The 22,290-nt window shown below is 66.4% G+C and carries 24 protein-coding genes and 4 tRNA genes; 13 read left to right on the top strand and 15 right to left on the bottom strand.

Features of this window, described 5'->3' with window-relative positions; all coding sequences use genetic code 11:
* Positions 1-30 precede the first annotated feature (30 nt).
* Complete coding sequence (locus ACOZ38_RS43745) at positions 31-1,332, bottom strand: ThuA domain-containing protein (RefSeq protein ID WP_424536704.1); 1,302 nt, start codon at positions 1,330-1,332, stop codon at positions 31-33.
* 714 nt (positions 1,333-2,046) lie between these two features.
* Here ACOZ38_RS43745 and ACOZ38_RS43740 point away from each other — a divergent pair.
* A complete protein-coding gene (locus ACOZ38_RS43740) occupies positions 2,047-2,271 on the top strand; it encodes a hypothetical protein (protein WP_424536703.1) in 225 nt (74 codons plus the stop codon).
* A 389-nt stretch (positions 2,272-2,660) separates the two neighbouring features.
* Here ACOZ38_RS43740 and ACOZ38_RS43735 read toward each other — a convergent pair whose 3' ends face one another.
* Complete coding sequence (locus tag ACOZ38_RS43735) at positions 2,661-2,999, bottom strand: hypothetical protein (RefSeq protein ID WP_424536702.1); 339 nt, start codon at positions 2,997-2,999, stop codon at positions 2,661-2,663.
* Positions 3,000-3,724: 725 nt separating this feature from the next.
* Here ACOZ38_RS43735 and ACOZ38_RS43730 point away from each other — a divergent pair.
* Complete coding sequence (locus ACOZ38_RS43730; protein WP_424536701.1) at positions 3,725-5,260, top strand: S8 family peptidase; 1,536 nt, start codon at positions 3,725-3,727, stop codon at positions 5,258-5,260.
* Positions 5,261-5,474: 214 nt separating this feature from the next.
* Positions 5,475-5,636, top strand: a complete 162-nt coding sequence (locus ACOZ38_RS43725; protein ID WP_424536700.1) for a hypothetical protein — start codon at positions 5,475-5,477, stop codon at positions 5,634-5,636.
* On the opposite strand, the gene ACOZ38_RS43720 is transcribed toward ACOZ38_RS43725, so the two are convergent.
* Positions 5,624-6,043, bottom strand: coding sequence for a hypothetical protein (locus ACOZ38_RS43720; protein ID WP_424536699.1), 420 nt, complete (start codon positions 6,041-6,043; stop codon positions 5,624-5,626). The genes ACOZ38_RS43725 and ACOZ38_RS43720 overlap by 13 nt on opposite strands.
* Before the next feature lie 541 nt (positions 6,044-6,584).
* On the opposite strand from ACOZ38_RS43720, the gene ACOZ38_RS43715 reads away from it, so the two are divergent.
* Positions 6,585-6,740 (top strand): hypothetical protein, encoded by a 156-nt coding sequence (locus ACOZ38_RS43715; protein WP_424536698.1) that lies wholly within the window; start codon positions 6,585-6,587, stop codon positions 6,738-6,740.
* A 577-nt stretch (positions 6,741-7,317) separates the two neighbouring features.
* Here ACOZ38_RS43715 and ACOZ38_RS43710 read toward each other — a convergent pair.
* The gene (locus ACOZ38_RS43710; protein ID WP_424536697.1) at positions 7,318-7,515 is read right to left on the bottom strand and encodes a hypothetical protein; all 198 of its coding nucleotides are present in this window, start codon (positions 7,513-7,515) and stop codon (positions 7,318-7,320) included.
* 171 nt (positions 7,516-7,686) lie between these two features.
* On the opposite strand from ACOZ38_RS43710, the gene ACOZ38_RS43705 reads away from it, so the two are divergent.
* Positions 7,687-8,139 carry a tyrosine-type recombinase/integrase gene (locus ACOZ38_RS43705; protein ID WP_424536696.1) on the top strand — a complete coding sequence of 151 codons (453 nt, stop codon included), beginning with the start codon at positions 7,687-7,689 and terminating at the stop codon, positions 8,137-8,139.
* A 1-nt stretch (position 8,140) separates the two neighbouring features.
* On the opposite strand, the gene ACOZ38_RS43700 is transcribed toward ACOZ38_RS43705, so the two are convergent.
* A tRNA-Lys gene (locus ACOZ38_RS43700) sits at positions 8,141-8,215 on the bottom strand.
* A gap of 229 nt (positions 8,216-8,444) precedes the next feature.
* On the opposite strand from ACOZ38_RS43700, the gene ACOZ38_RS43695 reads away from it, so the two are divergent.
* Positions 8,445-8,918 (top strand): PspC domain-containing protein, encoded by a 474-nt coding sequence (locus ACOZ38_RS43695; protein ID WP_424536695.1) that lies wholly within the window; start codon positions 8,445-8,447, stop codon positions 8,916-8,918.
* Here ACOZ38_RS43695 and ACOZ38_RS43690 read toward each other — a convergent pair.
* Both ACOZ38_RS43690 and ACOZ38_RS43685 read right to left on the bottom strand, forming a co-directional pair.
* Positions 8,915-10,207 (bottom strand): MFS transporter, encoded by a 1,293-nt coding sequence (locus ACOZ38_RS43690; RefSeq protein WP_424536694.1) that lies wholly within the window; start codon positions 10,205-10,207, stop codon positions 8,915-8,917. The genes ACOZ38_RS43695 and ACOZ38_RS43690 overlap by 4 nt on opposite strands.
* A 192-nt stretch (positions 10,208-10,399) precedes the next feature.
* Positions 10,400-10,741 (bottom strand): metallopeptidase family protein, encoded by a 342-nt coding sequence (locus tag ACOZ38_RS43685; RefSeq protein ID WP_405142464.1) that lies wholly within the window; start codon positions 10,739-10,741, stop codon positions 10,400-10,402.
* 162 nt (positions 10,742-10,903) lie between these two features.
* Here ACOZ38_RS43685 and ACOZ38_RS43680 point away from each other — a divergent pair, with 162 nt between their 5' ends.
* From ACOZ38_RS43680 to ACOZ38_RS43665, 4 genes are all read left to right on the top strand, one after another.
* Positions 10,904-12,550 (top strand): metallophosphoesterase family protein, encoded by a 1,647-nt coding sequence (locus tag ACOZ38_RS43680; protein WP_424536693.1) that lies wholly within the window; start codon positions 10,904-10,906, stop codon positions 12,548-12,550.
* Between the two features lie 84 nt (positions 12,551-12,634).
* Positions 12,635-12,707, top strand: a tRNA-Glu gene (locus tag ACOZ38_RS43675).
* Between the two features lie 105 nt (positions 12,708-12,812).
* Positions 12,813-12,887, top strand: a tRNA-Asp gene (locus ACOZ38_RS43670).
* A 26-nt stretch (positions 12,888-12,913) separates the two neighbouring features.
* Positions 12,914-12,987 (top strand) — tRNA-Phe (locus tag ACOZ38_RS43665).
* A 634-nt stretch (positions 12,988-13,621) separates the two neighbouring features.
* Here the strand turns inward: ACOZ38_RS43665 and ACOZ38_RS43660 are convergent.
* From ACOZ38_RS43660 to ACOZ38_RS43625, 8 genes are all read right to left on the bottom strand, one after another.
* Positions 13,622-14,893, bottom strand: a complete 1,272-nt coding sequence (locus tag ACOZ38_RS43660) for a tyrosine-type recombinase/integrase (protein WP_424536692.1) — start codon at positions 14,891-14,893, stop codon at positions 13,622-13,624.
* Positions 14,893-15,069 carry a helix-turn-helix domain-containing protein gene (locus tag ACOZ38_RS43655; RefSeq protein ID WP_424536691.1) on the bottom strand — a complete coding sequence of 59 codons (177 nt, stop codon included), beginning with the start codon at positions 15,067-15,069 and terminating at the stop codon, positions 14,893-14,895. Before ACOZ38_RS43655 ends, ACOZ38_RS43660 begins: the two co-directional genes overlap by 1 nt.
* The gene (locus ACOZ38_RS43650; RefSeq protein WP_424536690.1) at positions 15,062-16,417 is read right to left on the bottom strand and encodes a replication initiator; all 1,356 of its coding nucleotides are present in this window, start codon (positions 16,415-16,417) and stop codon (positions 15,062-15,064) included. Before ACOZ38_RS43650 ends, ACOZ38_RS43655 begins: the two co-directional genes overlap by 8 nt.
* Before the next feature lie 263 nt (positions 16,418-16,680).
* Positions 16,681-16,851, bottom strand: coding sequence for a hypothetical protein (locus tag ACOZ38_RS43645; RefSeq protein ID WP_424536689.1), 171 nt, complete (start codon positions 16,849-16,851; stop codon positions 16,681-16,683).
* 13 nt (positions 16,852-16,864) lie between these two features.
* On the bottom strand, positions 16,865-17,227 hold the full coding sequence (locus ACOZ38_RS43640) for a hypothetical protein (RefSeq protein WP_424536688.1): 363 nt from the start codon (positions 17,225-17,227) through the stop codon (positions 16,865-16,867).
* 16 nt (positions 17,228-17,243) lie between these two features.
* Positions 17,244-17,996 (bottom strand): DUF2637 domain-containing protein, encoded by a 753-nt coding sequence (locus tag ACOZ38_RS43635; protein ID WP_424536687.1) that lies wholly within the window; start codon positions 17,994-17,996, stop codon positions 17,244-17,246.
* A gap of 14 nt (positions 17,997-18,010) precedes the next feature.
* Positions 18,011-19,393 carry an FtsK/SpoIIIE domain-containing protein gene (locus ACOZ38_RS43630; RefSeq protein ID WP_424536686.1) on the bottom strand — a complete coding sequence of 461 codons (1,383 nt, stop codon included), beginning with the start codon at positions 19,391-19,393 and terminating at the stop codon, positions 18,011-18,013.
* Positions 19,393-19,743: a hypothetical protein gene (locus ACOZ38_RS43625; RefSeq protein ID WP_424536685.1), complete on the bottom strand. Its 351-nt coding sequence runs from the start codon at positions 19,741-19,743 to the stop codon at positions 19,393-19,395. Before ACOZ38_RS43625 ends, ACOZ38_RS43630 begins: the two co-directional genes overlap by 1 nt.
* Positions 19,744-19,880: 137 nt before the next feature.
* Between ACOZ38_RS43625 and ACOZ38_RS43620 the strand changes: the two genes are divergently transcribed.
* The 3 genes from ACOZ38_RS43620 to ACOZ38_RS43610 all read left to right on the top strand — a co-directional run bounded on the left by ACOZ38_RS43620 (position 19,881) and on the right by ACOZ38_RS43610 (position 22,168).
* Positions 19,881-20,261 carry a winged helix-turn-helix domain-containing protein gene (locus ACOZ38_RS43620; protein WP_424536684.1) on the top strand — a complete coding sequence of 127 codons (381 nt, stop codon included), beginning with the start codon at positions 19,881-19,883 and terminating at the stop codon, positions 20,259-20,261.
* A gap of 258 nt (positions 20,262-20,519) precedes the next feature.
* Entirely contained in the window at positions 20,520-21,557 is a 1,038-nt protein-coding gene (locus ACOZ38_RS43615) for an AAA family ATPase (protein ID WP_424536683.1), read from the top strand.
* Positions 21,554-22,168: a guanylate kinase gene (locus ACOZ38_RS43610; RefSeq protein ID WP_424536682.1), complete on the top strand. Its 615-nt coding sequence runs from the start codon at positions 21,554-21,556 to the stop codon at positions 22,166-22,168. Before ACOZ38_RS43615 ends, ACOZ38_RS43610 begins: the two co-directional genes overlap by 4 nt.
* The last annotated feature ends 122 nt before the right edge of the window (positions 22,169-22,290 follow it).

Raw genomic sequence — 22,290 nt, 5'->3', positions numbered from 1 at the left:
TCGAAGGGTTCCTGCGGCGAGCCTGCCGCCTCAGCTCTGTGCGACCAGCCGGTAGGACTGGGCGGCCGTGCCGTTGCACGTGTACTGGACGAGCTGGACCCCATCAGCGGTCGACGCGGCGGGGACGTCGAGGCACTTGCCGCTGTTGCGGTTGACGAAGTGGTAGTAGCCACCACCCTCGGACACCGGCTGCCACTGCTGGTTGTTGCCGCCACCGTACGTCCAGGTCTGGATCGGGGCGTTGTCGGCGGTCGACACGTTGGTCACGTCGAGCGCCTGGGCGCTGTTGCCGCGGTTGTTGACGCGGACGAAACTCCCGCTCGTCGGCGCGAACTGGTACTGCTGAGCGTTGGTCACGTTGCAGGTGTACTGCTGGATCGCGGTTCCGTTGGTCGTGCCGGCCGCGCGGGCGTCGACGCACTTGCCGCTGCCCTTGTTGACGACCGAGTACCACGTCGTCGGGGAGATCGGTTCTGTCGTGGGAGGCGTGGTGCCGCCCGCGCCGGCCAGCCAGAGCAGGCCGTTGATCAGCCACTGGTTCTGCTGGGCGCTCGCGAAGGTCGACGATGTACGCGTGTTCGTGGTGTAGTTCATCCCGTTGTGGCCGAAGTTGGCGTACAGCATCTTGTACTTGGTGTTCGTCCACATGACCGGGTAGAAGCCGCTGCGCCACTGCTGGTTCGGGTCGGTGCCGACCGGGAAGCTGGAGGCGTCGATCGACGCCAGGATGTCGATGTCGGGGTTCTGCCGCAGGTCGCGGCTCCACGAGTACCACTCGCTCACCGAGGACTGGATGGTCGCCGGCAGTCCCGCCGTGGACGGGTGGCCGCGATCCTCGATCTTCAGGGTCTCGGCGGTCGGTCCCCAGGTGTTCGTCTGGAACGCGCCCGAGCCCAGGAGGGTGTTGTAGTACCAGCTCCATGAGTTGGGGTCAGTGGTGAACGCGCTGACATGGAAGCCCATCCAGGCTCCGCCGTTCTGCATGTACGTCTGGAACGCGGCGCGCTGGCTCGCGGGCGGGGCGTCGTCCAGGAACATGATGACCTTGTACTGCGACAGGCCCGCGGCGCTGAGGCGGCTCCAGTCGGTCGTCGCCTCCCAGGTGAAGCCGTACTGGGCGCCGGCCGTGGGGAACCATTCCCTGGCCTCTTTGTCGAAGTCGATGTGCGCGGCGTCCCAGGTGCCGTTGTAGAAGGCGAGCACCTTGAACGGGGCGGCGGCGGCCTGCTTGGCGACGGCGCTGCTGGCAGGGCTGACGGCGAAGCCGATGGAGGCCGCGACGGTGATGCCGAAGAGTACGGCGAGGGAGCGTTTCACGAAATGTCTGGGCACAGGGATCCTTCAGTGGTGGGGGGTGACTGGTGCCGAGAGTGGTGATGGCCGCCGGTGCCGTGGCCTGCCATGCGTACGTGCCGATGGACGATCCGCCTCCGTGCCATCGTGGGGACCGAAAGGTCCTTTCTTTAAGAAAGTTTACTAACAGTGGGCTCGCGCTGAGGTTACGATCAGCCGGTCCCGCTGTCAATGGCGGGGTCAGAAGAGTGTGAAGGGGGCGCCAGGGACTCGGCATGGCCGCGAGGTGAAAGGACGCTCGCGTTCACGACGCCGGTCATACGGCCGCGAGGCTGCTCCTGCTCGGCTGAGAGGGCTGAGACAACGGCGTGGGAGCGGTTTGGCGTCTCTCTTCCCGGAGTCTGCCAACAATGTTGCTGATTTCCTTGCCCGTCATTTTCCGTCCATGTGGCGCCGCATTGAAACCCCCGGGGAAGTGCCATCCAAGCTGCCGTCGGCGGTACGAATCTGCGGCTCGAAGGCCCGCAGCGGCTAGCTGGGGCACAATGCCGCATTTATCTGATAAATTCGGATGATCCCATTTATGGAGTGATGTGGCAGAAATAATGTTTTGCCGCTGGCTGGGAGATTTCGTCTGATGTTGCGATTAGTCTGAGTGATGTCAGCGATGCATCGGCGTATCCCGGGACCCGGAACCGACGCTCGTCATCCCCGTCAATCGGGGTTCGGCCTCACCTCAGGGAGTGATCTCTGATGCTCAAGCGTTTGCTCTTCGCCGTCGTGCTGGCGGCGTCCACGCTCCTCGTCACCGGAACCGTCACCGGCACCGCGCAGGCCTCCGTGCCGAACATCTGCTCCTCGGCCCAGCCCAATCCCGGCCTGTGCAAGTGGAGAGAGGATGGCTGCTACTACTGCTACAGCTTCAGGACCGCAAAGTGGGAACAGCAGTATTGCAACGGCGGCGGCTCCGATGAGTAGCCGCATCGGCTAGCCCCGATGGACAACGGCAGCCCTGCGAAGCACTGCCTCGCGGGGCTGTGGGATGGCTGAGGCCGGCGGCTGCGCCCCGGCGATGACAACTGCGACCCCCGGCAGGCTTCCCGATCATGAGATCTAGGAGTCTGCCCTGGTCATCAAGGGTGGGCCGCCAGGGACTCGAACCCTGAACCTACGGATTAAAAAGTCGGCCGACGATCGTCCATAGACGTCTACGGATGTTGCGGGTGCCAGCTCAGACCCCACCTTTCCTCGATCGGCTTCCGTTGGTGTCCACCGGCGTCCAGGGACGTTGTTAGCAACGGCGTTAGCAAGATCTCTTGGATCGGGTGACCATCACGGGGTGGCACGTGGGCGTCGTCCCTCGCTGATCAGCCGGCGCGTTGAACCGCGGATACGAACCCACCCCAGGCCTTTCCGCTGCCGGCCAGGGCTGCCCAGTCGTCTACCGGGCTCTGCGAGTCCACGACCAGCACCACCGCGCCACCGGCATGGTCTACGGCGTCCAGCCATGCGGTACGTTCTTCAGCCTCATCCGGACCGATGACGCCTTCGACCAGCATTCCGGAATCACCGGGTCCGTCGACGACCGAGACGGTCAATCCGGCCAGGAGCTGCCAGCCATCGCAGAGCAACGGCCTGTCCGCATCAAGCTGGAACGCGGGAAGCATCTCGATCGGATCAGCCGAGACGAGAACCAGTGCCAGCATGGCACCACCAAGGTAGCTGGCGTCCTCACGAGGGATATGGGATGGCACTCGGTGAGTATCCCACCGGCCTGCCGCCCATGTGGTGGCGCTGTCCAGGCCGGCGGACTCCTGCCCAGGTCAGCCGTAGATGTGGACCAGTCGCATGTGCTCCTGTGAGCCCTTCAGGCTTCTTCGGAGGGCTCTGCGTGCCTGGTCGGATTACCAGGGTCGTCGTCGTTCCCCTCAGTACTCTACGAGATCTTGGGAAGCGAGATACGGGCGCAACCTGGCCCCTGTGGTCAGCTCGATCGTCGCCGGCCCCGCCGCTCGCCAGTCCTTTCCCTTCCTCCATCTGAAGTGCGGTGCCATGGTCATCAGTTCAGGCCAACGTGCCAGATTCGGCTGGTTCACCCGCCGCCACTCACCCGCTCTCCGATCTCGGCGAGCGTGAGCGGTTCCCCGTCATCGATCCTGCGCCCCCGGCGCTTGATCACCCCCACCGGACCCACACGAAGCCCGGAAGCGCCATTCGGAAGATGACCATCTTGTGCGCTTGATCGCCGGCCAGCAGGTTGGTCCGGCCAGCGCTTCCGCCTTGGTAAGACTCTTGAACAATTCACGATCGAGCTGTTACCGTCACCAACCAACTCTAAAGGCTGGATTCGGGGCGATTTCGGGCTTTCGGAATCGGGGCCAGCCAGACCGCGGCGATGGATGCCGCGGCCTCATCGCTCAAGGAGCAACGCATGCAGCATGCCCTGCCCAAGCGACGCCTCGCGGCCACCGCCGCGGCGGTTGCCATGGTGGGTGCCGCCTTCCTTGGAGGCGCGATCGGCTCGGCCAGCGCGGCCACCGCCGACGAGCCGACGTCGACACCGGTCAACGTGGACATCCCCGACGGGATGCTCATGAGCTACGTTGTCAACGCCCGGATCGCGAACCCCGGCCAAACTCGTCTCGTTGAGCGCGCGGTCGAGGCCGCCGGAGGTGTTGTCGTCCAGTCCTGGCCCGAGATTGGCGTGGTCGTCGCCCACTCCGACCGCGCGGCCTTCCGCGCGAACGTCGCCGCCAAGGGCGGCAACGCGGTCGCCTCCGTCGGCGCCACCCGTACGGCCGGGGTCTCCGAGGGGACGCCCGCCGGCCTGGCCCCGCCGTGGGGCCCCGGCGCCAGCGGGTACAAGAAGGGTGCCAAGAAGCCGGACAACGGCGACATCCCGTCCGACCCGCAGCCTAGCGAGAGCCTCGACCCCAACGAGGGCGTCCAGTGGGACATGCAAATGATCAAGGCCCCGCAGGCGCAGGCGATCTCCGACGGCAACCGCAACGTCCTCGTCGGGGTGCTCGACAGCGGCATCTCGCCGACACACCCGGACCTCAAGGCCAACATCGACGTCGCGAACTCGGTCAACTGCACTAACGTCGGCCGTCCGGATCAGACCCCGTTGGCTTGGCGCCCGACGACGAGCGACCACGGTACGCACGTCGCCGGCACCATCGCCGCCGCCCGCAACAACATCGGCATCGTCGGTGTCGCGCCGAACGTGCGTCTGGCGTCCGTCAAGGTCGTCAACAACGATGGCTACATCTACCCGGAGTACGCCATCTGCGGCTTCATGTGGGCGGGCCTGAAGCACATGGACGTCACGAACAACTCCTACTACATCGACCCGTTCGAGTTCTGGTGTGACGACCAGCCCGACCAGGCCGCCAGCAAGGAGGCCGTCCGGCGCGCCGTGGGGTGGTCCACCAAGCAGGGCGTCGTCAACGTCGCTGCGGCGGGCAACTCCAACTACGACATGGCCAACAAGACCGTGGACACGGGCAGCCCCAACGACGCGCCGAAGCCGACCGTGCGCACGATCAACAACCGCTGCAACGACATCCCGACTGAGTTCGACGGTGTCGTGACGGTCGCATCCCTACAGCGCGTGGGCACCACGCTGGACAGCGTCCGGTCGTCCTTCTCCAACTACGGCCTCGGCAAGATCGACGTCGCGGCTCCCGGCTCGTCGATCTACTCGACGACGTGGAACACCCGGACGGGGGCCGACGGCTACGGCACCAAGAGCGGTACGTCGATGGCGAGCCCGCACGTCGCCGGCGTCATGGCGCAGATGAAGTCGGCGCACCCGTCCTGGTCGCCGGCCGAGATGATCAGTGAGCTCAAGGCGCGGGCCGGATCCAAGCCGTGCCCGCAGAACACCGTGGCCTGCACCGGCACCGTCGGCGACAACAGCTTCTTCGGAGCTGGTGTCGTCGACGCCCTCGCAGTCATCAAGTGAACTGACCCTGGTATCACCTAAGTGACACCACCGCGCTGGGCCTGCACCGTTATGAGGGTGCAGGCCCAGCGTCATACGGCGACCAGGAGTTGGACCGGTGTCCTCCCACGCCCGTGGGGGTGTCCGTCCCCTTGGCTGTAGTCATGGCTGTACAGCCAAGGCTTCCCAACCGCATCACCGCCATCGAAGTGGCGGCAGGATCTACGATCCTCTCGTGTTTGATCTCATCACCTTTGTCATCCCCGGACTTGTCGTTTGCCTGCTCTCACTCGGCCCGGGCGCGCGGGCCGAGCGTGGAGACCAGCAGGCGGTGGACGTTGCTCTTGCAGACCAGGTGTTCGATCCGCAGGTAAGGCCGTCTTCTCAGAGAACCTGAGTGACCTTGGCCTTCAGCACCGTGCTGGAGGATGACGTGGAGATCATTTCCTGGGAGTCATAGTGCATCTGATCGCCGTCGACCGTGAACGAACTGATCTTGGGGTCTTCGCCGCCAGTTACCCTGTACGAGACGGTGAAGCTCTTGTCTGAGGCGAATTCCGGACCGTTGTAGGTGGGGTCGATCCGGAAAGTGACGTTGCATCCGGCACTGCCGAAGCATGCCTGCTTGATGGTCTTGATCTTGATGCTGAAGTCGCTTGGCTTCGGCGTGTAGTCCGCCGCAGGCTCCGCGCTCGTCTCTTCGGAAGCTGGCTCGCTACCGGCCGCAGGCGCGTTGGCCGTGGTCGTGCTGGGTTTGCCGGCGGAGCCGGCCACGCCGATACCGACACCGCCGATGCAGCCCACCGCAAGCCCGCCGACCAGGGCAAGAGCGACAACTAAGCCACTGAACCCTTCTTCAGCCGCCGCTGCGGCGGTTGGAGATGTGGGGGCTGCTGGGGGTTGTACTGGGGGTGAGGTCCGCCTGGGCCTTGCTGGTACGCCATCGTCGACTCCGGGGGGTGATCGGCTGTGTCGTCTTTCGGGACTTTCGGGACACTCCTACGCGCGCCCGCGCGGGAGGAGTTTCGCGACTTTCGCGACAGCCCTACGCGCGCGTGTACGGGCGCGTGACGGGCGCTGAGTGTGACCTGCAACGCAGCTTGGCCGAGAATCTGCATCATTATTTGGCCGCATACGTAACAGACAGCAGCAGGGCGCTCAGCTGATTACGATGACTAGAGCATCGCGGGCGGCGTGGCGGATGCGTTCCTCGTTGTTGTTGTCGGCTCACGATATCGGCGACGGAAGAGACCTCCAGCGTACGGACACAAACTCTGGATGCGCTGAGCCCCTATTACGGGAGATCTACCTGCTCATCCAGGCCGGGACTGGCAGGAGAGCCATAGTGACAATCAGCAACGTTTTGGAGCATCTCGCCTCTGTACTCGCCTCAATCGCAGCGATCACGACAGCCGTACGCGAGATCGCCCGCTACCGACGACGCGCCGAGGGCGACTCCAGCGACGTCGAGTTCCGCGACAGGTGCAACACTGAACGCTGATGTAGGCCCGACAACCCCAAGCCCCGGCGTCCAGTCGGGGCTTCGCTACGTTCAGCAGCACTGATCGAGGGTCAGGTCGGACTCACGCACCTGCCCCACTGATCGCCTTCCCTTGATGCCGCTGACAAGAGGCAACGGCTCGTACCGGCGCTTTGGCCGCCACTGCGATCGAGTGGTTCACCTGGCCGTTCTACATCTTCGGCGTCTTCCTCATCCAAGCCTCGTAGCCTTGGCTGGCCCAGCCGCCGGTCCGGTGACCGGCACAGGCCGCGTACGTCACGGACAGCAGCGGGTGGTCAGCTGACGCCGATGACCAGAGCATCGCGGGCGGCGTCGATGACCTCGGCGGTATCGAAAGCTGACGTCGTGACAAGGGTTATGAGAACCACTTTCGGGACTAACTTATGAGACTGGCCGACCTGCGGGGATGTCTCCGCCGCGGCGGTACCCGGGTCGCGTCTCGAAAGCATGGATACGAGACCATGGCCTTGCCGTCACGCCGGGCGGCTCCCGCCGTTCGCCCGGCTCGAACGTCTGGGGCCGGGAGCCGCATGGATCCTGCATTGCACCGCGTAAGTCAGTCCTCGTCGACAACGGCAGGGGCGTGATCGGCGACCGAGACCTTCAGCTGGGCCGAGGAGGTCAGCACGCTTCCCACCGGTGCTCCGACCTTGGCCGCATCGGTGACGACGCTGCGCTCACCAAGGTACACATAGGTCTTGCGGTCAAAAATGTATTCCTGCCGCTCACCGATCACCTTGTCGGCTGGTCTCACTCATTCTGCGGGGCCTCTCGGGCTTTGGATCAGGACGCCTGTTGTTGCCAAGTCGGCCGCAAGCTGTTCCCGCCGGTGCCGGGTCCCTTCATGGTCGTCCTCAGCCGCAGTCTGCAGGGGGCGTTACAAGGTCATCCACCCGGTCACCCCGCCGGAAGGAGGTCGACGAGGGTGCCCAGCACTTTCGTCGGGAAGCGGCTCGCCTGGGGGGAGGCGTGGCAGGAGACGGGCCGGGTCTTCACCCGGGAAGACGGGAGCGGGATCCACCCGGCGTCGGTCAGCGAGCTGTTCGCGCGGCTCAGCTTCCAAGCCGGGCTGCCGCCGATCCGGCTGCACGACCTCCGGCACGGCGCGGCGACCCTGGCTCTGTCCGCCGGCGTCGACATGAAGATCGTGAGCGCCATGCTGCGGCACAGCTCGTTGTCGATCACGGCGGACACCTACACCACCGTCATGCCCGAGGTGGCCCACGAGGCGGCTGAGGCGATCGCCGCGCTGGTCCCCCGGAAGGTCGCCGTGGGGGAGGCGTCTGAGACTGCCGGTCCCCCTTCGGTCTCCCCTGTTGGCCTTCCTGCACCTACGGATTCCGGGGGAAGAAGTACCCCCAGGTCGCGGGGGATTTAGGTGGTGGGCCGCCAGGGACTCGAACCCTGAACCTACGGATTAAAAGTCCGCAGCTCTGCCATTGAGCTAGCGGCCCAGCTAGATTGCAGGGTACTGAGCGTACCGCCCCCTGCGCGACTGCCTTCCCCTCTCGCCCGTTTCGATACGGTCTGGAGTCGGGCGACACGGCCTTCACTCGACGTGGTTCCCTGTCAGGGTGAGGCCCAAGCGGTTCCTTGAACGTTAGCAGGCTTCAGGGAGTCACCAGGGTCGGGCCAGGGGGAATCCCGATGTGCGAACGGGGCCCCTCAGGGCAGTCTGGAGCCATGAACGAGATGAACATTCAGGGCCATTCCACCACCAAGGAACTCCGCCGCACCCGCGAAGGCAGGATCGTCGCCGGCGTGTGCTCAGGTGCGAGCGAGTTCATCGGCATCGACGCCAACATCATCCGGCTCGGACTCGCCGTCGCCACCTTCTTCGGCGGCCTCGGCGTCGGCATCTACGCGGTCGCGTGGCTGCTGATCCCCGAAGAGGGCAAGAACACCTCCATCGTCCAGGACCTCATCAACAAGCAGAAGAGCGGCTCAGGGTCCACCTGGCAGCAGGTCTCGTCCTACTGGCAGCAGCCGTCGCGGCCCCAGGACGCCTCCCCGTACAGCGACCGGCCGTCCTACGCCGACCAGTCGCCGTACTCGGCGGGCCAGGCCCCCTACGCCGCCCCGGCTCCCCAGCCGCACCCGCAGTCGCCGACGAGCCGGCCGCAGTCGCCGGTGGACGAGCCCCCCACGAACGCCTAGGTCACCTGGGTGCGGACCCTGGTGATGATCTCGGTACGAGACTCGGTCCAGAGCATGGCCAGTAGCGCGGCCACGGAGAGCCCCGCCGCTCCGGCGAGGGCGACCACCGGCTCTGGGCCGAGTGCTTGCGCGGCGGCGCCGCCGATGAGGATGCCGATGCCCTGGGCCGCGAGCAAGCCGGACTGGACCAACCCGAAGGCCTGGCCCCGGCGGTTGGCAGGCACACACTGCACGAACGCGGCATTCGCCGCGAGCTGGTACGCCCCACCCACCCCGGCGAGGATCCACAGGGCCAGCACGACGGCCAGCGGAGGCCGCATCGCGCACCCGATCAGCGGGGCGCAGCTGAGCATCGCCATCCACCCCATGGCATGCAGGCGCCCGGTCGGCGCCACGAACCGGCTGAACGCGAAGGCCCCCAGCACCGTCCCCGTCGGCATGGCGGCCATGAGCAGGCCCGTGATCAGCGTGACGCCTCTCGGATCATCGCTGAGCGTCGCGGCGTACGGCACGGCGATGCCCTCGGGAAGCACGTAGAAGCCGCAGAGCCAGGCGAACAGGACGAGCGTGCGCAGCCGCCTGTCGCCGAAGACGAGCCGAGCCCCTGCCTTGGTCATCGCCCACATGGAAGCGTGCGTATCGTCCTCAGGGTCAGGCGCGGGACGCCGCCGCACGCCGGCCGCGAGGATGAGCGCCGAGGCCACGAAGGTCAGCGCGTCCAGCGCGAGGCCACGATAGGCGCCAATGGTCGCGATCACCCCGGCCCCGGCGGCGAAGCCCAGCATCTGCACGCCCTGGTTGGTCATGTTCTGCAGCGCCGAGCCCGCTACGTACCGATCGCCCTCCAGGATCTCCGGCAGCAGCGCCGCCCGGGCGGCCGTGAACGGCGAGCTGAGCAGCACCACGCAGAAGACCAGTGCGCACAGCACAGGGAACGGCATGGTGGGCACGGCCATCAGACCGACCAGAAGCGCCCTGGTGAGGTCACACACGATCATGATCTGACGCCGCGCGAACCGGTCGGCGAGCCCCGCGAGCAGTGGTCCGCCGACGATCGGCGGAAGGTAGGTCAGGGCGTAGACCCCGGCGGTGGCCAGCGGGGAGCGAGTCCTTTCGAACACGAGGAGTGCCAGCGCGACCTGGGCAAGCTGGTCGCCGAGCAAGGAAAGGCACTGACCGACCCACAGCGCACGGAACTCGCCGATGGCGATGACCTCGCTGTACGTCGCTTGGCTTTCCGGCGATCGGCGGTGCCGCCCGGGCAGCCGGCCTGGCCTCGTGGCCGCCATATGTCTCCGCTGCGCTCGCTGGGCCGTTCCTGACAGACCGTGTTCAGTATGTCACCTACGGCGCCGACTGCGGGCGCGGTTGCGCAACCCTGCTGGCCGTACGGATCTCAGCGCAAGGCCGTTATCAGCGGATATGTCCAGAGGAGTCCCGCCGGGTAGGCGAGCTGTAACAGAGAAGCCGCCGTTCCGGGCCTACCAGCCGAGCTCGTGGAGACGGTCATCATCGATCCCGAAATGATGAGCGATTTCGTGGACCACGGTGATCTGAACTTCTTCGACCACCTCATCCTCTGTCTCGCAGATCCCGCAGATCGAGTTCCGGTAGATCTCGATGCGGTCGGGGAGGACGCCCGAGTACCACTCACCCCGCTCGGTCAGCGGGATGCCGGTATACAGCCCGAGAAGCCCTGGCTCGGGTGGATCGTCCACGACGACCATCACCACGTTCTCCATCACACGCGCCAGCTCGGGCGGGATCGTGTCCAGCGCCTCGGCAACGAGCTCCTCGAACTTCTCCCGCGAAACCTCGATCACCGTTCAATCGTGTCACCGGTACGCGAGGGTGCGGTAGCTCGTACGGTCAGGGGGGTGCCGGGCGCCCGAGGCGGGGCAGAAGCTTTCTTGACTATCACCGACACCGAGCATGACTCGTGGCGGCTATGAGTCGGACCGTGTTTTCGGGTAGGCAAGACGACGATGAATTTCATGCGCTTAAAGGAAGCCGCCCGGCGGGTGAACGAGCGACGTGCCGTACGCCGGACGGCCAACGTCCTGCTGATCGGCATCGTCGCGGTGGCCGGGGCCTGGCTGGGGATCGCGATAGGCGCCCACGTGAGCACCACAGTGGGTCCCGCGCAGATCGGGATGAGCCTGCAACCGTCCTGGGGCGGCCAGACGGTCGTGGACGTACGGCCCCTCGGCACCCTGAGGTTCGACTCCCACCACGGGCCCTTACGGCTGAGCCTCAGCCTCGACGGCATCCACGCGGACGTCGCCCAGCAACTCCTGGAGAGCCCCCGCTGGGCCGAGACGCTGCCCGACCTCATCGAGGCCGACCTCCAGGCGGGACTGCGGGAACTCGTCATCAGAGCCGTCGTGTTCGCGGTCGTCGGCGGCCTCGTGACCGGCCTCATCGTCTTCCGGAAGTGGCGGCGGGCGCTGTGGACGGGTCTGGGTAGTTTCACGGCGGTGGCCTTGGTCGGTCTGCTGTCGGTGATGACCTTCAACCCCCGGTCCATCGCCGAGCCGAGGTACACCGGCCTGCTCACCGGTGTGCCCTCGCTCATCGGCAGCGCGGAGTCGATCGTCTCGCGCTTCTCGGAGTACCGAGGCCAGCTCGCCAAGCTGGTCACCAACGTCTCCCAGCTCTACCACGCCGGAACGACGCTCCCGGTGTACTCGCCCGATCCGAACACCCTGCGTGTCCTGCACGTCTCGGACATCCACCTCAATCCGGTCGCCTGGAACATGATCCGCTCGCTGAAGGATCAATTTAAGATCAACCTGATCCTGGACACGGGTGACATCGCCGACCACGGGACGAAGGCGGAGAACAAGTTCGTCGAGGAGATCGGCACGCTCGGGGTTCCGTACGTGTACGTCCGCGGGAACCATGACTCCATCGCCACCCAGCGGGCGGTCGCCCGGCAGAAGAACGCGATAGTCCTGGACGGCGCTGAGAAGACCGTAGAGGGCCTGCGCATCTACGGCGTCGGTGACCCTCGGTTCACGCCCGACAAGACCGTTGACGTCAAATCCGACGCCCAGATGCTGCTGGATCTCGGACGCGCTCACGCCGCCCGCCTGACACCCGCGGGCGACGACGGGAAGCCGGCTGCCTCGAAGCCCTCGATCGAGGCATCCCCGTCCCCGTCGTCCAAGCTGACGAACAGCACGGCGAATCCGGCAGGTTCCGGCACTTCCGGAGATTCCGGTGGCAACAAGATCCCCGTAGACGTCGTCGCCGTCCACGACCCCACGGTCGGACGGGCGTTCGGCGGGGCATCGCCGCTGGTCCTGGCCGGCCACGTCCACGAGCGGTCGACCGAGATGCTTCCCTCGGGCACCCGGCTGATGATCCAGGGATCGACCGGAGGAGCGGGCCTTCGGGGACTCGAACACGACGAGCCCACGCCGATCCAGGCCACGGTGCTCTACTTCGACATGACCTCCCGTCGCCTCCAGGCCTGGGACGACGTGACGCTTGGAGGCCTTGGGGAGCAATGGGTGCAGATCCAACGTCACGTGGAGAGCGAGCCTGGCCGTACAATTTCCCCGGAGCCGGTTCCGACCTCGTCGCCAACGGGAGAGGGTTCCGGCACCGAGTCGCCGTTCCGGCGATGACCACTTTGGCATCGAGGGCCCACGTCCCCTATGCTTCAGAGGTCTCCGACGGAAGGCGTCACGGAACCAGGGCGAGAGCCCTGAGCCCCCATCGTCTAGCGGCCTAGGACACCGCCCTTTCAAGGCGGCGGCACGGGTTCGAATCCCGTTGGGGGCACGCGTGAGCTGACGCTCACCAGTAAGACGGAAGGTCGAAGATCTCCGGAGAGCTGGTAGGCTAAGCGAGCGCAAAGGCCGAGAGTCATAGACTCCCGGCAAGCAAGGTCCTGTAGAGCAGTTTGGAGTGCTCGCCACCCTGTCAAGGTGGAGGTCGCGGGTTCAAGTCCCGTCAGGACCGCTCTGGTGGATGTCTCATCACCACCGGGTCAGGTAGCTCAGTCGGTACGAGCGTCCGCCTGAAAAGCGGAAGGTCGGCGGTTCGACCCCGCCCCTGACCACACCACCTGAACAGCCAAAACGCCCCGAGCACACTGTGCGCGGGGCGTTCTTGTTTAGGTTTGACGACAACGCTGACGACAACCGTTAGAGGCGCATGATCCCTGCTAGGGACCTGTATGTGTCGCTGTCTGCCAGTTGGCGACGATCCCGTTCCCGGAAGAACCAGGTCAGATCGTCACTCACGAGATACTTCATGTAGCCCCTCACGCACTCATGGCCACGGCTCCTGCCTGGACCCACACCTTTGCGTGAGCGATCAGCAAGTTGCTCCGCGGCGGCAAGTAGCATCCCCTCCAGAACGTGTTCATCTTCATGCTGCAGGTCATCAAGACGTAGACGCCGTGCGTGAGTGTGTGTCCCGAGAGCTAGCAACGCTTGAATCAGTGCCTCGCGGTCTGGCGTATCTGCCTGGGACTGAGCCGACATAACAAACGTCCTTTCGTTTCCTTCAAAAAGGGCTGGGTCTAGTTCCATTCCACTAGGGCTAGAACTGCTTCCTATATCATAGGATCATAGGATGAATATGTAGACCATAGGAGTCGAGTGGCGGCTACGCAAGCGGTTCGGCCGAAAGTGACAGAAGCGCCCCCGCACGGTTAGGTCCGGGGGCGCTTGGTAGGGCGCTGTGAGTGGCTATCCGAGGGCATCGCCCAGTTTGCCGAGGGCCGTGCGCTTGTCATCGAGAGATGAGTGGGCGTAGATCGTCATCGTGACCTCGATGTCGGAGTGTCCGACGATCTCCCGAACGATGTGGGGAGGTACGCCGAGGTCGAGCAGGAGGCTCACGCAGGTGTGACGGAGGTCGTGAAGCCGTACGGCTCCGAGCCCGGCCGCGGTGCGGATCTCTCCCCAGCTTCGCCGTAGGTTGTCCGGTTCCATGGGTGTGCCGCGCCGAGAGGGGAACACGAGCCCGTGATCCTCCCAGTCCGGCCAGCACTGGGAGCGCTCCGCGAACTGCCGCCTGCGGTGCTCCTTCAGAGCGTTGAGGCAGATCGGCGGAAGCGGGATGGTGCGCTCGGAGTCTTCCGTCTTGGGTTTCACGAACTGGAGTCGGCCGCCGACGCGCTGGAGGGTCTGGATCACTTCTAGCGTTCCGGTTTCTAGGTCGATGTCCTCCCAGCGAAGCCCGAGGAGTTCCCCACGCCGGAGGCCGAGGCAGACCGCGAGCACGTACAGGGCGCCGAGGCGGTGATCCTTTGCCGCCTTGAGAATGGCCTTGGCCTGAGCGACCGTCAGACCTCGATTGACCTTGTACTTGGGCGGCGAGATCTTTACCAGCTTCGCGACGTTCCGGTGAATCACCTCCTCACGGACGGCGTTCTCCAGAGCGTTCCGCAGGACTGCGTGAATGAACTGCACCATGCGAGCCTGAATCGTGTACTGGCAGCAGGTGCCGCCCCTTTTGGCGCAGCACTCGGCCAGCGTACGAGCCTTGTCCCATCCTCGCTGGCAGCACTGGCAGCCGTTCCGTAGGGACGTGACGAACTGGCGGACTTCGGCCGCGTTGAGCTTGTCGAGTCGCTTCCGGCCGAGAGAAGGGACGAGGTAACGCCGGATCACCCCCTCGTATCCCTGCACCGTCTTAGGACGTCGTTCGGCCCGGACTACGTGCTCCAGCCAGTAGGCCAGGTAGTCACCGACCGTCCAACTCTCGGCAGCTACGGGGATGCCCCGGTCAGACTGTGCCTTGAGTTCGATGAACTTGGCGTGGCACTCCTCGCGAGTCTTGCCGTAGACGCTGACCCTCTTGACCGTGCCTGCCGTGGTGGGGACGAAGACTTTCGCCTCGTACCGACCGTCCTTGCGTTGGGCAATCGTTCCCTCACCATTGGACCGCTTCCCGGACGCGCGATTCTTCCGGCTCTTGGGTCCTTCCTCGGGGGTACTGAGCTTGGTCTTGGTCATCACGCCACCGCCTTGAGGGAGTCGATGCATTCGGCCAGGGAGTCGATGGGGACGAGGCGACGACGGCCGATCTTGATGGTCTTGAGCTGGTTGGAGTGGATCAGGGTGTAGAGGGTCCATCGGCTGATTCGAAGTCGTTTGGCGGCCTCTTCGACGGTGAGCACGAGGTCATCCATGTGAGGCCTCCAGACGGGTGGAGTGATCGGGCGCGGGCGATCTGGTGAGGGCAGCGGCGAGGACGGCGTCGCCGGCGGACAGGCCCTTTCCGGCGTAGGACCAGCGGGCGATGACGAGGACGGTGTCCTCGTCGAAGAGGGGGAGTCGGCCGGTTGAGACGGCCTCGTCGCGTTGGTGGTCGACGCGTTCGGCGCGCATCTTGCCGAAGGTGGTGGAGTAGTGGCGGGATTTGGTGGAGAAGTGCCCGCGGAAGCCGAGCATGTGTGCCCATTCGGCGAGCCGGAGGTCTCCCAGCTCGTCAAGGGAACCGAGGCGGAAGCACTCGGAGATCAGGCGCCGGGGGTGCTCGCGGATGGGGAGCGCGGCCAGGTCTTCGGTGGCGTTGATGCGTCGGTCGAGGGTGCCGACGCATTCGGCGGCTTTGGTGGCGTACTTGGCGATGTAGCCGGCGACGGCCTGGTCGGTGAGGTCACCGCCGAGGGTGATGGGGCGGACGTCGAGCTGAGCGCCCCAGCGCAGGACGACGGACGGTTTGCTGTCGACTGCGGGGGCGGTCACGGTGATGGCCTGGTGTGCGTGCTGTACGGCCGCGGTCAGTACGTCGGAAGTCGCCCAGGCGGGAGGTGGGGCGTCCGGCCCCTCTGGTCCGTCGAGGCGGATCACCGCGTGGAAGTGGACGACGCCCCGCCGTTGGTATTCGGCGACCTTGGCGAAGGAGATCGTCAGTTCCTCGCGTAACCCCTTGAGGCTGTAGCCGGTGAGCTTGGCGACGTGTCTACGAAGGGCCAGGGTGAAGCGCCGCCACAGCTCGGGAGCGAGAGCGTTGAAGTAGACGGAGCCTGTGTAGTCGTAGCAGTCCGGGCACAGCGGTTCGCCGAGGCGTTCCTCGTCGGCGCCGTGCCGGGCGGTGCAGGACATCACCCGCCCGTGCGGGCAGGTCTGCGCGTTTCGTCGAGGGTGGCAGGGCAGGAGCTTGCCGTCCCGTTCCCGCCGAGCGTGGACGGTCCCGAACGAGGGAGCGGTGAGGGTGACGAACAGGCACGGGTGCGCGCTGACGGAGGAGGGGACACCCTTGCCGCCGGCCAGGCCTGCCCGGATCAGGTGGTAAGTGTCGGCCCGGTAGGTCTCGGCGCACGAGGGGCAACGGGAGGCCCGCCGCGTCTTGCACGGCACTCGCAGAACGCCGTCAGGTTCGGTGGCGGTGGAGTAGCGGTGCAGGAGTCGACCGGTGGCCTGGTCGACGTGCAGGACGTGGCCGCGCAGGTGGATCGGCTGGCGGCATCCGCCGGTGGCTCTGATCTGGGCGGCCCAGCGGGGGTATTGGGGGTCGTGGAGTCGGGCGATCATCCCGGCTACCGCGTGTGAGTTGGTGGTGTTGGGCATGATGGGGCGTGTCCCTTCCGGGTCTTCCGAGGTTCGGTGTGGGGATGGCCCCCGACGTGGCGTGTGACTTGGCGGTTGTGCGGTCACGCCGGGGGTGCCGGGGCTATGCCCCGTGGTTGTCTGCTCCGGTTCCGTCGCAGTCGGCGCAGGTGCCGGCCAGGCTGTCGACGCCGGTCCCGCCGCAGGTGGCGCAGCGGTAGCGGATCACAGTGAATTCGTCCACGCCCTTACCTCCAGGCCCGCGTGTCGCGAGGGTTGATCTGGGCGTAGAGCCGGTAGTCCGACCGTCGCCCGCGGTTGGGGTGCGGGTTGGAGATCGAGGTGACCCGGAAGATCTTGCGGAGCTGGTAGAGCGCGTAAGAGATCTCGGAGCGGGTGCCGTCGAGGCGGATGCGCATGGGGGTTCTCCGTTCAGGCGCCGGGGGCGGCGTTGGTGGGGTCGGTGTCGAGGGTGATGGAGTCCTCGTAGCTCCTGCGGGCGGCCCATCGGGCTCGGGAGGAGGCGAGCAGGCCCACCGCCTTGTACTCGGCGATGCCGAACGTGATCCCCGTCGAGTAGTGGTCCACCGCGAGCTCGTCGGCGTCCACGTCGGAGCCGAGCAGCCGGGCGACGTGGTCGACTTGGGCGCGGATCTCCTCGTCGGTACCGAGGGGGTAGAAGTAGATGGAGATCGGCCCCCAAGGGGCGGGGACATCGGGGTTGGTGTCCAGGAAATCGGCCAGGTCGCGCAGGCCGTTGATGACGGCCAGGCGGTCGGGGGTGCGAACCATCACGAGAGGTCCCTTCGGGTCATGCGGGGTCGGGGATGTTGCGCAGTTGCCGCAATAGCTCGGTGGCGAGTTGGTTGGAGACACCGAGTCGGGCGCGCAGGGTGTCGCGAGTGATCGGTCTGCCGTGCCGGGCGTGATGTTCGGCCGCGACGCGCCGGGCGTAGTCGAGCAGCCCGCCAGAGGCCGGAGAGGTGTCGTCCTGCCCTGCGGTGTCGCCGTACTGGACGGGGACGGACGCAGCAGTCACGGGGACGGGCGGGACGGCGGTGGGGACGAGCGCCGTCGAAGGGATCGGATCGGGGACGGGGCGCGGGGACGAGCCGGGGACGGGGGTCGGTGCGGGTACGGTGGCCGGGGACGAGGACGGTCCTGGGACGGCGCGGCGTTCGAGCATGGAGACCGCGACCAGGAACGCCACGGCCGGGGTTGCCGCGGTGACCCACCCCCAGACCGAGGTGTCGGCCTGTGCCAGGTTCGCGGCCAGGGACAACACGATCCCGCCGACCAGGACGAGGGTGGGCCAGGACACCAGGCCGGACCGTACGCGGCCGGTCTTCTTGTCGCGCTGTCGCTCGCGGGCGGCCATGACGCAGGTGAGATCGACGCAGACCGCCACGGCCCAGGCCATCCAGCCGGTTTGCCCGTACTGGGTGGCGGTGTCGCGGATGTGGGTGAAGGAGCCCGCGCCGGCGATCAGGGCGACCACGGCCACCGGCCCGGAGTCCAGCAACCACCCGGCCAGATCGGCCGCACGTCCGCGAGGTGTGCTCATCGGAACCTCTCCTTTCAGGCCGCGATCTCGGGATGTGCGTTGCTGTCCAGCTCGTGACCCAGGCCGCTGGCCTTGACCTGCTCCCAGGACGGAGCCCGATCGGCGAAGGTCTGGGCCGCCTGTTCGGCCGCTAGGGTGGAGACGTAGCCGGACCGGGCACGGGTCCAGCGGCCATCGGCGCCGGTCACCACCGCCACCCCGGGCATCTCCGGCGGGATCGACCGGGCGGCGACCAGCGCGTCAGGGTCGAGGTCGCCCAGGGTCATCACGGCGGTTTCGGGATCGTTGACCCGGTGGCAGACCCTCCCGCCGATCTGGGCGCGCAGCGCGGTCACACCGGGGCCGAGGTCAGAGCCGATCCGCTGACCGGACAGCACCAGGTGGATACCGAAGGCCCGCCCGAGCTGGGCGATCCGCAGCAGCGCGGTAGCGGTCTTGGTGACCTCGTCCTTCTCGGCCTTGTCGGCGGTCAGGAACAGCTCGGCCAGCTCGTCGACCAGGAGCAGGATGGGAATCGGCCGCAGCGCGTCGGGAAGCTGCCAGATGTCGCGGGTGCCGTGCCGGCGACAGGCCAGCATCCGGGCGCCCATCACCCCGATCAGCTCAGCCAGGAGCCTCACCGCGTCGGCTCTGGTCGTCACCAGGGCCGACAGCCGCGGCGCGTACGGTGACAACTCGACCCCGCCTTTGAGGTCAAACCCGATGATCGCGACCGGTTGGCGGGCGAGCGCCACGAGCAGCGCGTTGATCAGGTTGGATTTGCCCGATTGGGTCGCACCCACATTCATCCAGTGCGGGATGAGCCGGAAGTCCAGATGCCAGGGGGCGCCGGTCTCCAGCACGCCGACCACCGGCCGCAGCAGGTCGGCAGCCGTCCAGCCCGACTCCGGCTCATCGGCAGGCATGGCCGGCATCACGTGGGCTAAAGGGTCGCGCGTGGTCGCCTGTAAGGTGACGCGGCCAGGCCGCGAGCCGACCACCCGGACCGCTTCGACCCGCCAGGCGTGCGCGAGCCGCTCGCACACCTTGGCGTAGTCGTCGGGGATCTGGCCGTCGAGCAGGTGGAAGGTGACGCGCCACCCGTGCCGTACCGGCCGGGGCAGCTTCATCCACGGTTTGGTGTCGACCGCGACCCGCTGAAAGCGCCGCTTGACCCGTACGACGCCGGTCGAGGCGACCATGTTGGGGATGACGGTGAACCACCAGCGGTGACGCTTCTTGGTGAGCCCGCACCCGGAGGCGACGTGCCGCCAGGTCCAGCGCAGCCGTACCGCCTTGAGCGGAAACCCGACCAGGTACCAGAACGACACCGGCCCCAAGCGCTTCCACAGGCGCAGGGCGACCATGACGCCGAGGGCGATGAGCAGCGGAGGGGGGATGACGTCGAGGATGCTCATCACGCCACCCCCTCGGGCATGCCCGAGGTGGCACGGACGAACGATGTGGCCTTGTAGGAGATGCCCCAGCGGTTCGCCCCCTGGATGGTCTGCTCCCACACGTAGCCGATGAGGCCGACCGGGGTGATCTCGTCGCCCGGGGCGATGTCCGGCTCGGCCGAGATGCCGATCTTGAGGAGTTCCAGGCGGCCGAAGTCGTCTTCGACCGTCACCGTGACCTCGTAGACGATGTTGCCGTTCTTGTCCTTCTTGATCTCGCCGGTCTCCTTGTTGACCAGGCGGGGCCGTGCGGCCTTGACGCAGGTGAACTGAAGCCTGTTGGTGTCGACGGGGATCGGGATGGTGCGCATGGTCGGGGTTCCTCTCGGATGGGATTCTTAGGCCTCATGGAACACTTGGAATTCTAAGATGTCAAGGAGTTCTATGGGCGCTTGGTTGGCAGGAGATTCGTGGCGTGGTGAACTTGGGAGGAGCGAAGGAGCGAGCGATGGTGCAGAACACCGGCCGGCCCGGCTACTTGCAGATAGCCGACGAGCTACGCGGGCAGATCCGATCCGGCGCCTTGCCGCCGGGGCAGGCGTTGCCGTCGATCGCCCAGCTCTGCCAGCGCTACGAGGTCTCGGCCAGCGTGGTGAAGTCAGCGATCAGCGTGCTGCGAACCGAAGGGTTCGTGATCGGCCAGCAAGGCAAGGGCGTGTTCGTCCGCGACCCGGCAGAGGTCGATGCTCAGCCGGCAGCCGGCAACGGTCAGATCATGGATCAGCTTGCCGAGATCCGGGCCGCTCTCGGCGACCTGGGAAACCGGCTTGCCGATCTTGAGGCGGCTGTCTTCCAAGAGCCGAAGCGATCTGGCCGGCGCGACACGTAAGCTCGTCCAGCTCAGCGCGTATCGCGGCCAGCTCATCGGCGATCTGCTGCTCTGCTCTGATGTTCACGGTGGCCTCCCTGCCCTGCGGGTTTGCGTCCCTGGGGGATGACCTAAGTTCACCGTGATCACGGGCTTTTCTGTATCACGCGGCTCTAGTTAAGCTTCTTCACGCCGTCTCATCAGCGGTTTACACGAGCGTTTTCACATGCACCGCCGAAACTGCCCGCTTCCCCCGAGCGTGAACGTGAAGGGACGCACTTGAAGACGACCCAGCGCCAAGGCTGGACCCCCGCCAAGCTTCGGGAGCATCGCGAGGCTCACGGCCTGACCCTCGAAGGAGCAGGCGACAAGCTACGCCAGACGGCCGAGCGCCACGGCCTCACCGTGCCGGCGGCTAACTTCCAGACCATCTGGGGACATGAGAACGGGTCGATTTACCCCGGCCCGCACTACCGCCGCGCGTACTGCCTGCTGTATCAGGCCACCGAACCCGAGCTTGGATTTCGTCTGCCGTTGCCCGGTGAATCACAGAAAGCGGAAATCGTGATTTCCGAATTGCCTGCGCCCGTCGACCCTGCCGCCGACAACGCCGCCGCCCTGGTCATCGAGGAGGCGTTCACCAAAGTCTCTGTCGACGGCATCCAGAGCGACAGCTCTCCCCAGGCCGCTCTACGCGCCCGCGTGGTCGACGCGTGGCGCCGGCGCCACGGGGGAGGAAGCCCCAAGCCCATCCTCGTTCTGGTGGGCGGATATGCCGGATCGGGCAAGACCGAGTTCTCGCGGTTCCTGTCCGACATCACCGGCTGGGCGTTCCTGGACAAGGACTCCCTCACCCGGTCCATGGCCGAACGGCTGCTCATCTCCCTTGGCAGCGACGCCAACGACCGGCACACCGAGCTGTACCTGGCCGAGGTACGGCCGCTGGAGTACCGGTGCCTGATGGAATCGGCGTGGGACAACCTCAACTGCGGGACCTCGGCGATCCTCTCGGCGCCGTTCATCACCGAACTGCGCGACGAGGCGTGGTTCACCCGGCTGGAGAACCGGTGCGCGGCCAAGGGCATCGACGTCGCCGCGATCTGGGTTCGCTGCGATCCGGAGTCCATGCGCGAGTACATCGAGTTCCGGGGCGCCGCGCGGGACGCGTGGAAGCTGGCCAACTGGGAGCAGTACGTCGCCGGCCTGGACACCGACAAGGCCCCGTCCACCGCACACCTCACCGTCGACAACCGGCTAGGTTCGGCCATCAGCCTTGCCGACCAGACCCGCGACGCGCTCAAGCGCATCCTCGCGTGACGCCACCAACAGGGGTCGTCTTGTACGGCCCGCCCACCAGCGGCAAGAGCACCACCACTCAGGCCCTTCACCGGCTCGACCCCCGGTTTCGGCTGCTGCGTAAGCTCAAGGTCGGCACCGGGCGAGCCGAGGAGTACCACCTCGTCACCGCCGCCCGACTCGACGAGCTGCGCCAGGCCGGCCGCACCGTCGCCGAGAACCACCGGTACGGCAACACCTACGCCATCGACCGCGCGGAGGTCGACGACATGGGCCAGGCCGGGCTCATCCCGGTCGCCCATATCGGGAACGTCGCCGATCTGCGCCGCCTCGTCGGGCGAGACCCCTGGTTGCGCGTCCTGCTGTGGGTTCCACGGGAGGTCTGCGAGCAACGGTCGCGCCACCGCGGGGACGTCGACACCGCCCAGCGCCTGGCCGCGTGGGACGAGACGCTCACCGACCTGGAGACCGGTAGCGACGAGGATTTCTTTCATCTTCGACTCCATACCGACCACATCGGCCCCGACCAGGCAGCCCGCGAGATCGCCGACGCGTTCCAAGCCCTCACCGCCCCGTCTCCTCACGCGGCGCGCCCGCTGCCGGAAGACACTCAAGCACGGCCGGCGGGATGAGGTCCAGTCGCCACCAGGTGCCGCAGTCCCCGCAGGTGGCGCCGCCCGGCAGGTGGCCGACGTAGGGCCAGATCCAGGTCCAGCGCACCCGCAGGTGCGCACAGTCGCCGCCCTCTCGGCCA

Source organism: Sphaerisporangium viridialbum (assembly GCF_049674955.1).
Lineage (GTDB): Bacteria > Actinomycetota > Actinomycetes > Streptosporangiales > Streptosporangiaceae > Sphaerisporangium > Sphaerisporangium viridialbum.
Note: the sequence above shows the minus strand (reverse complement) of the source record. Positions and strands in the feature narration are given on the sequence as shown.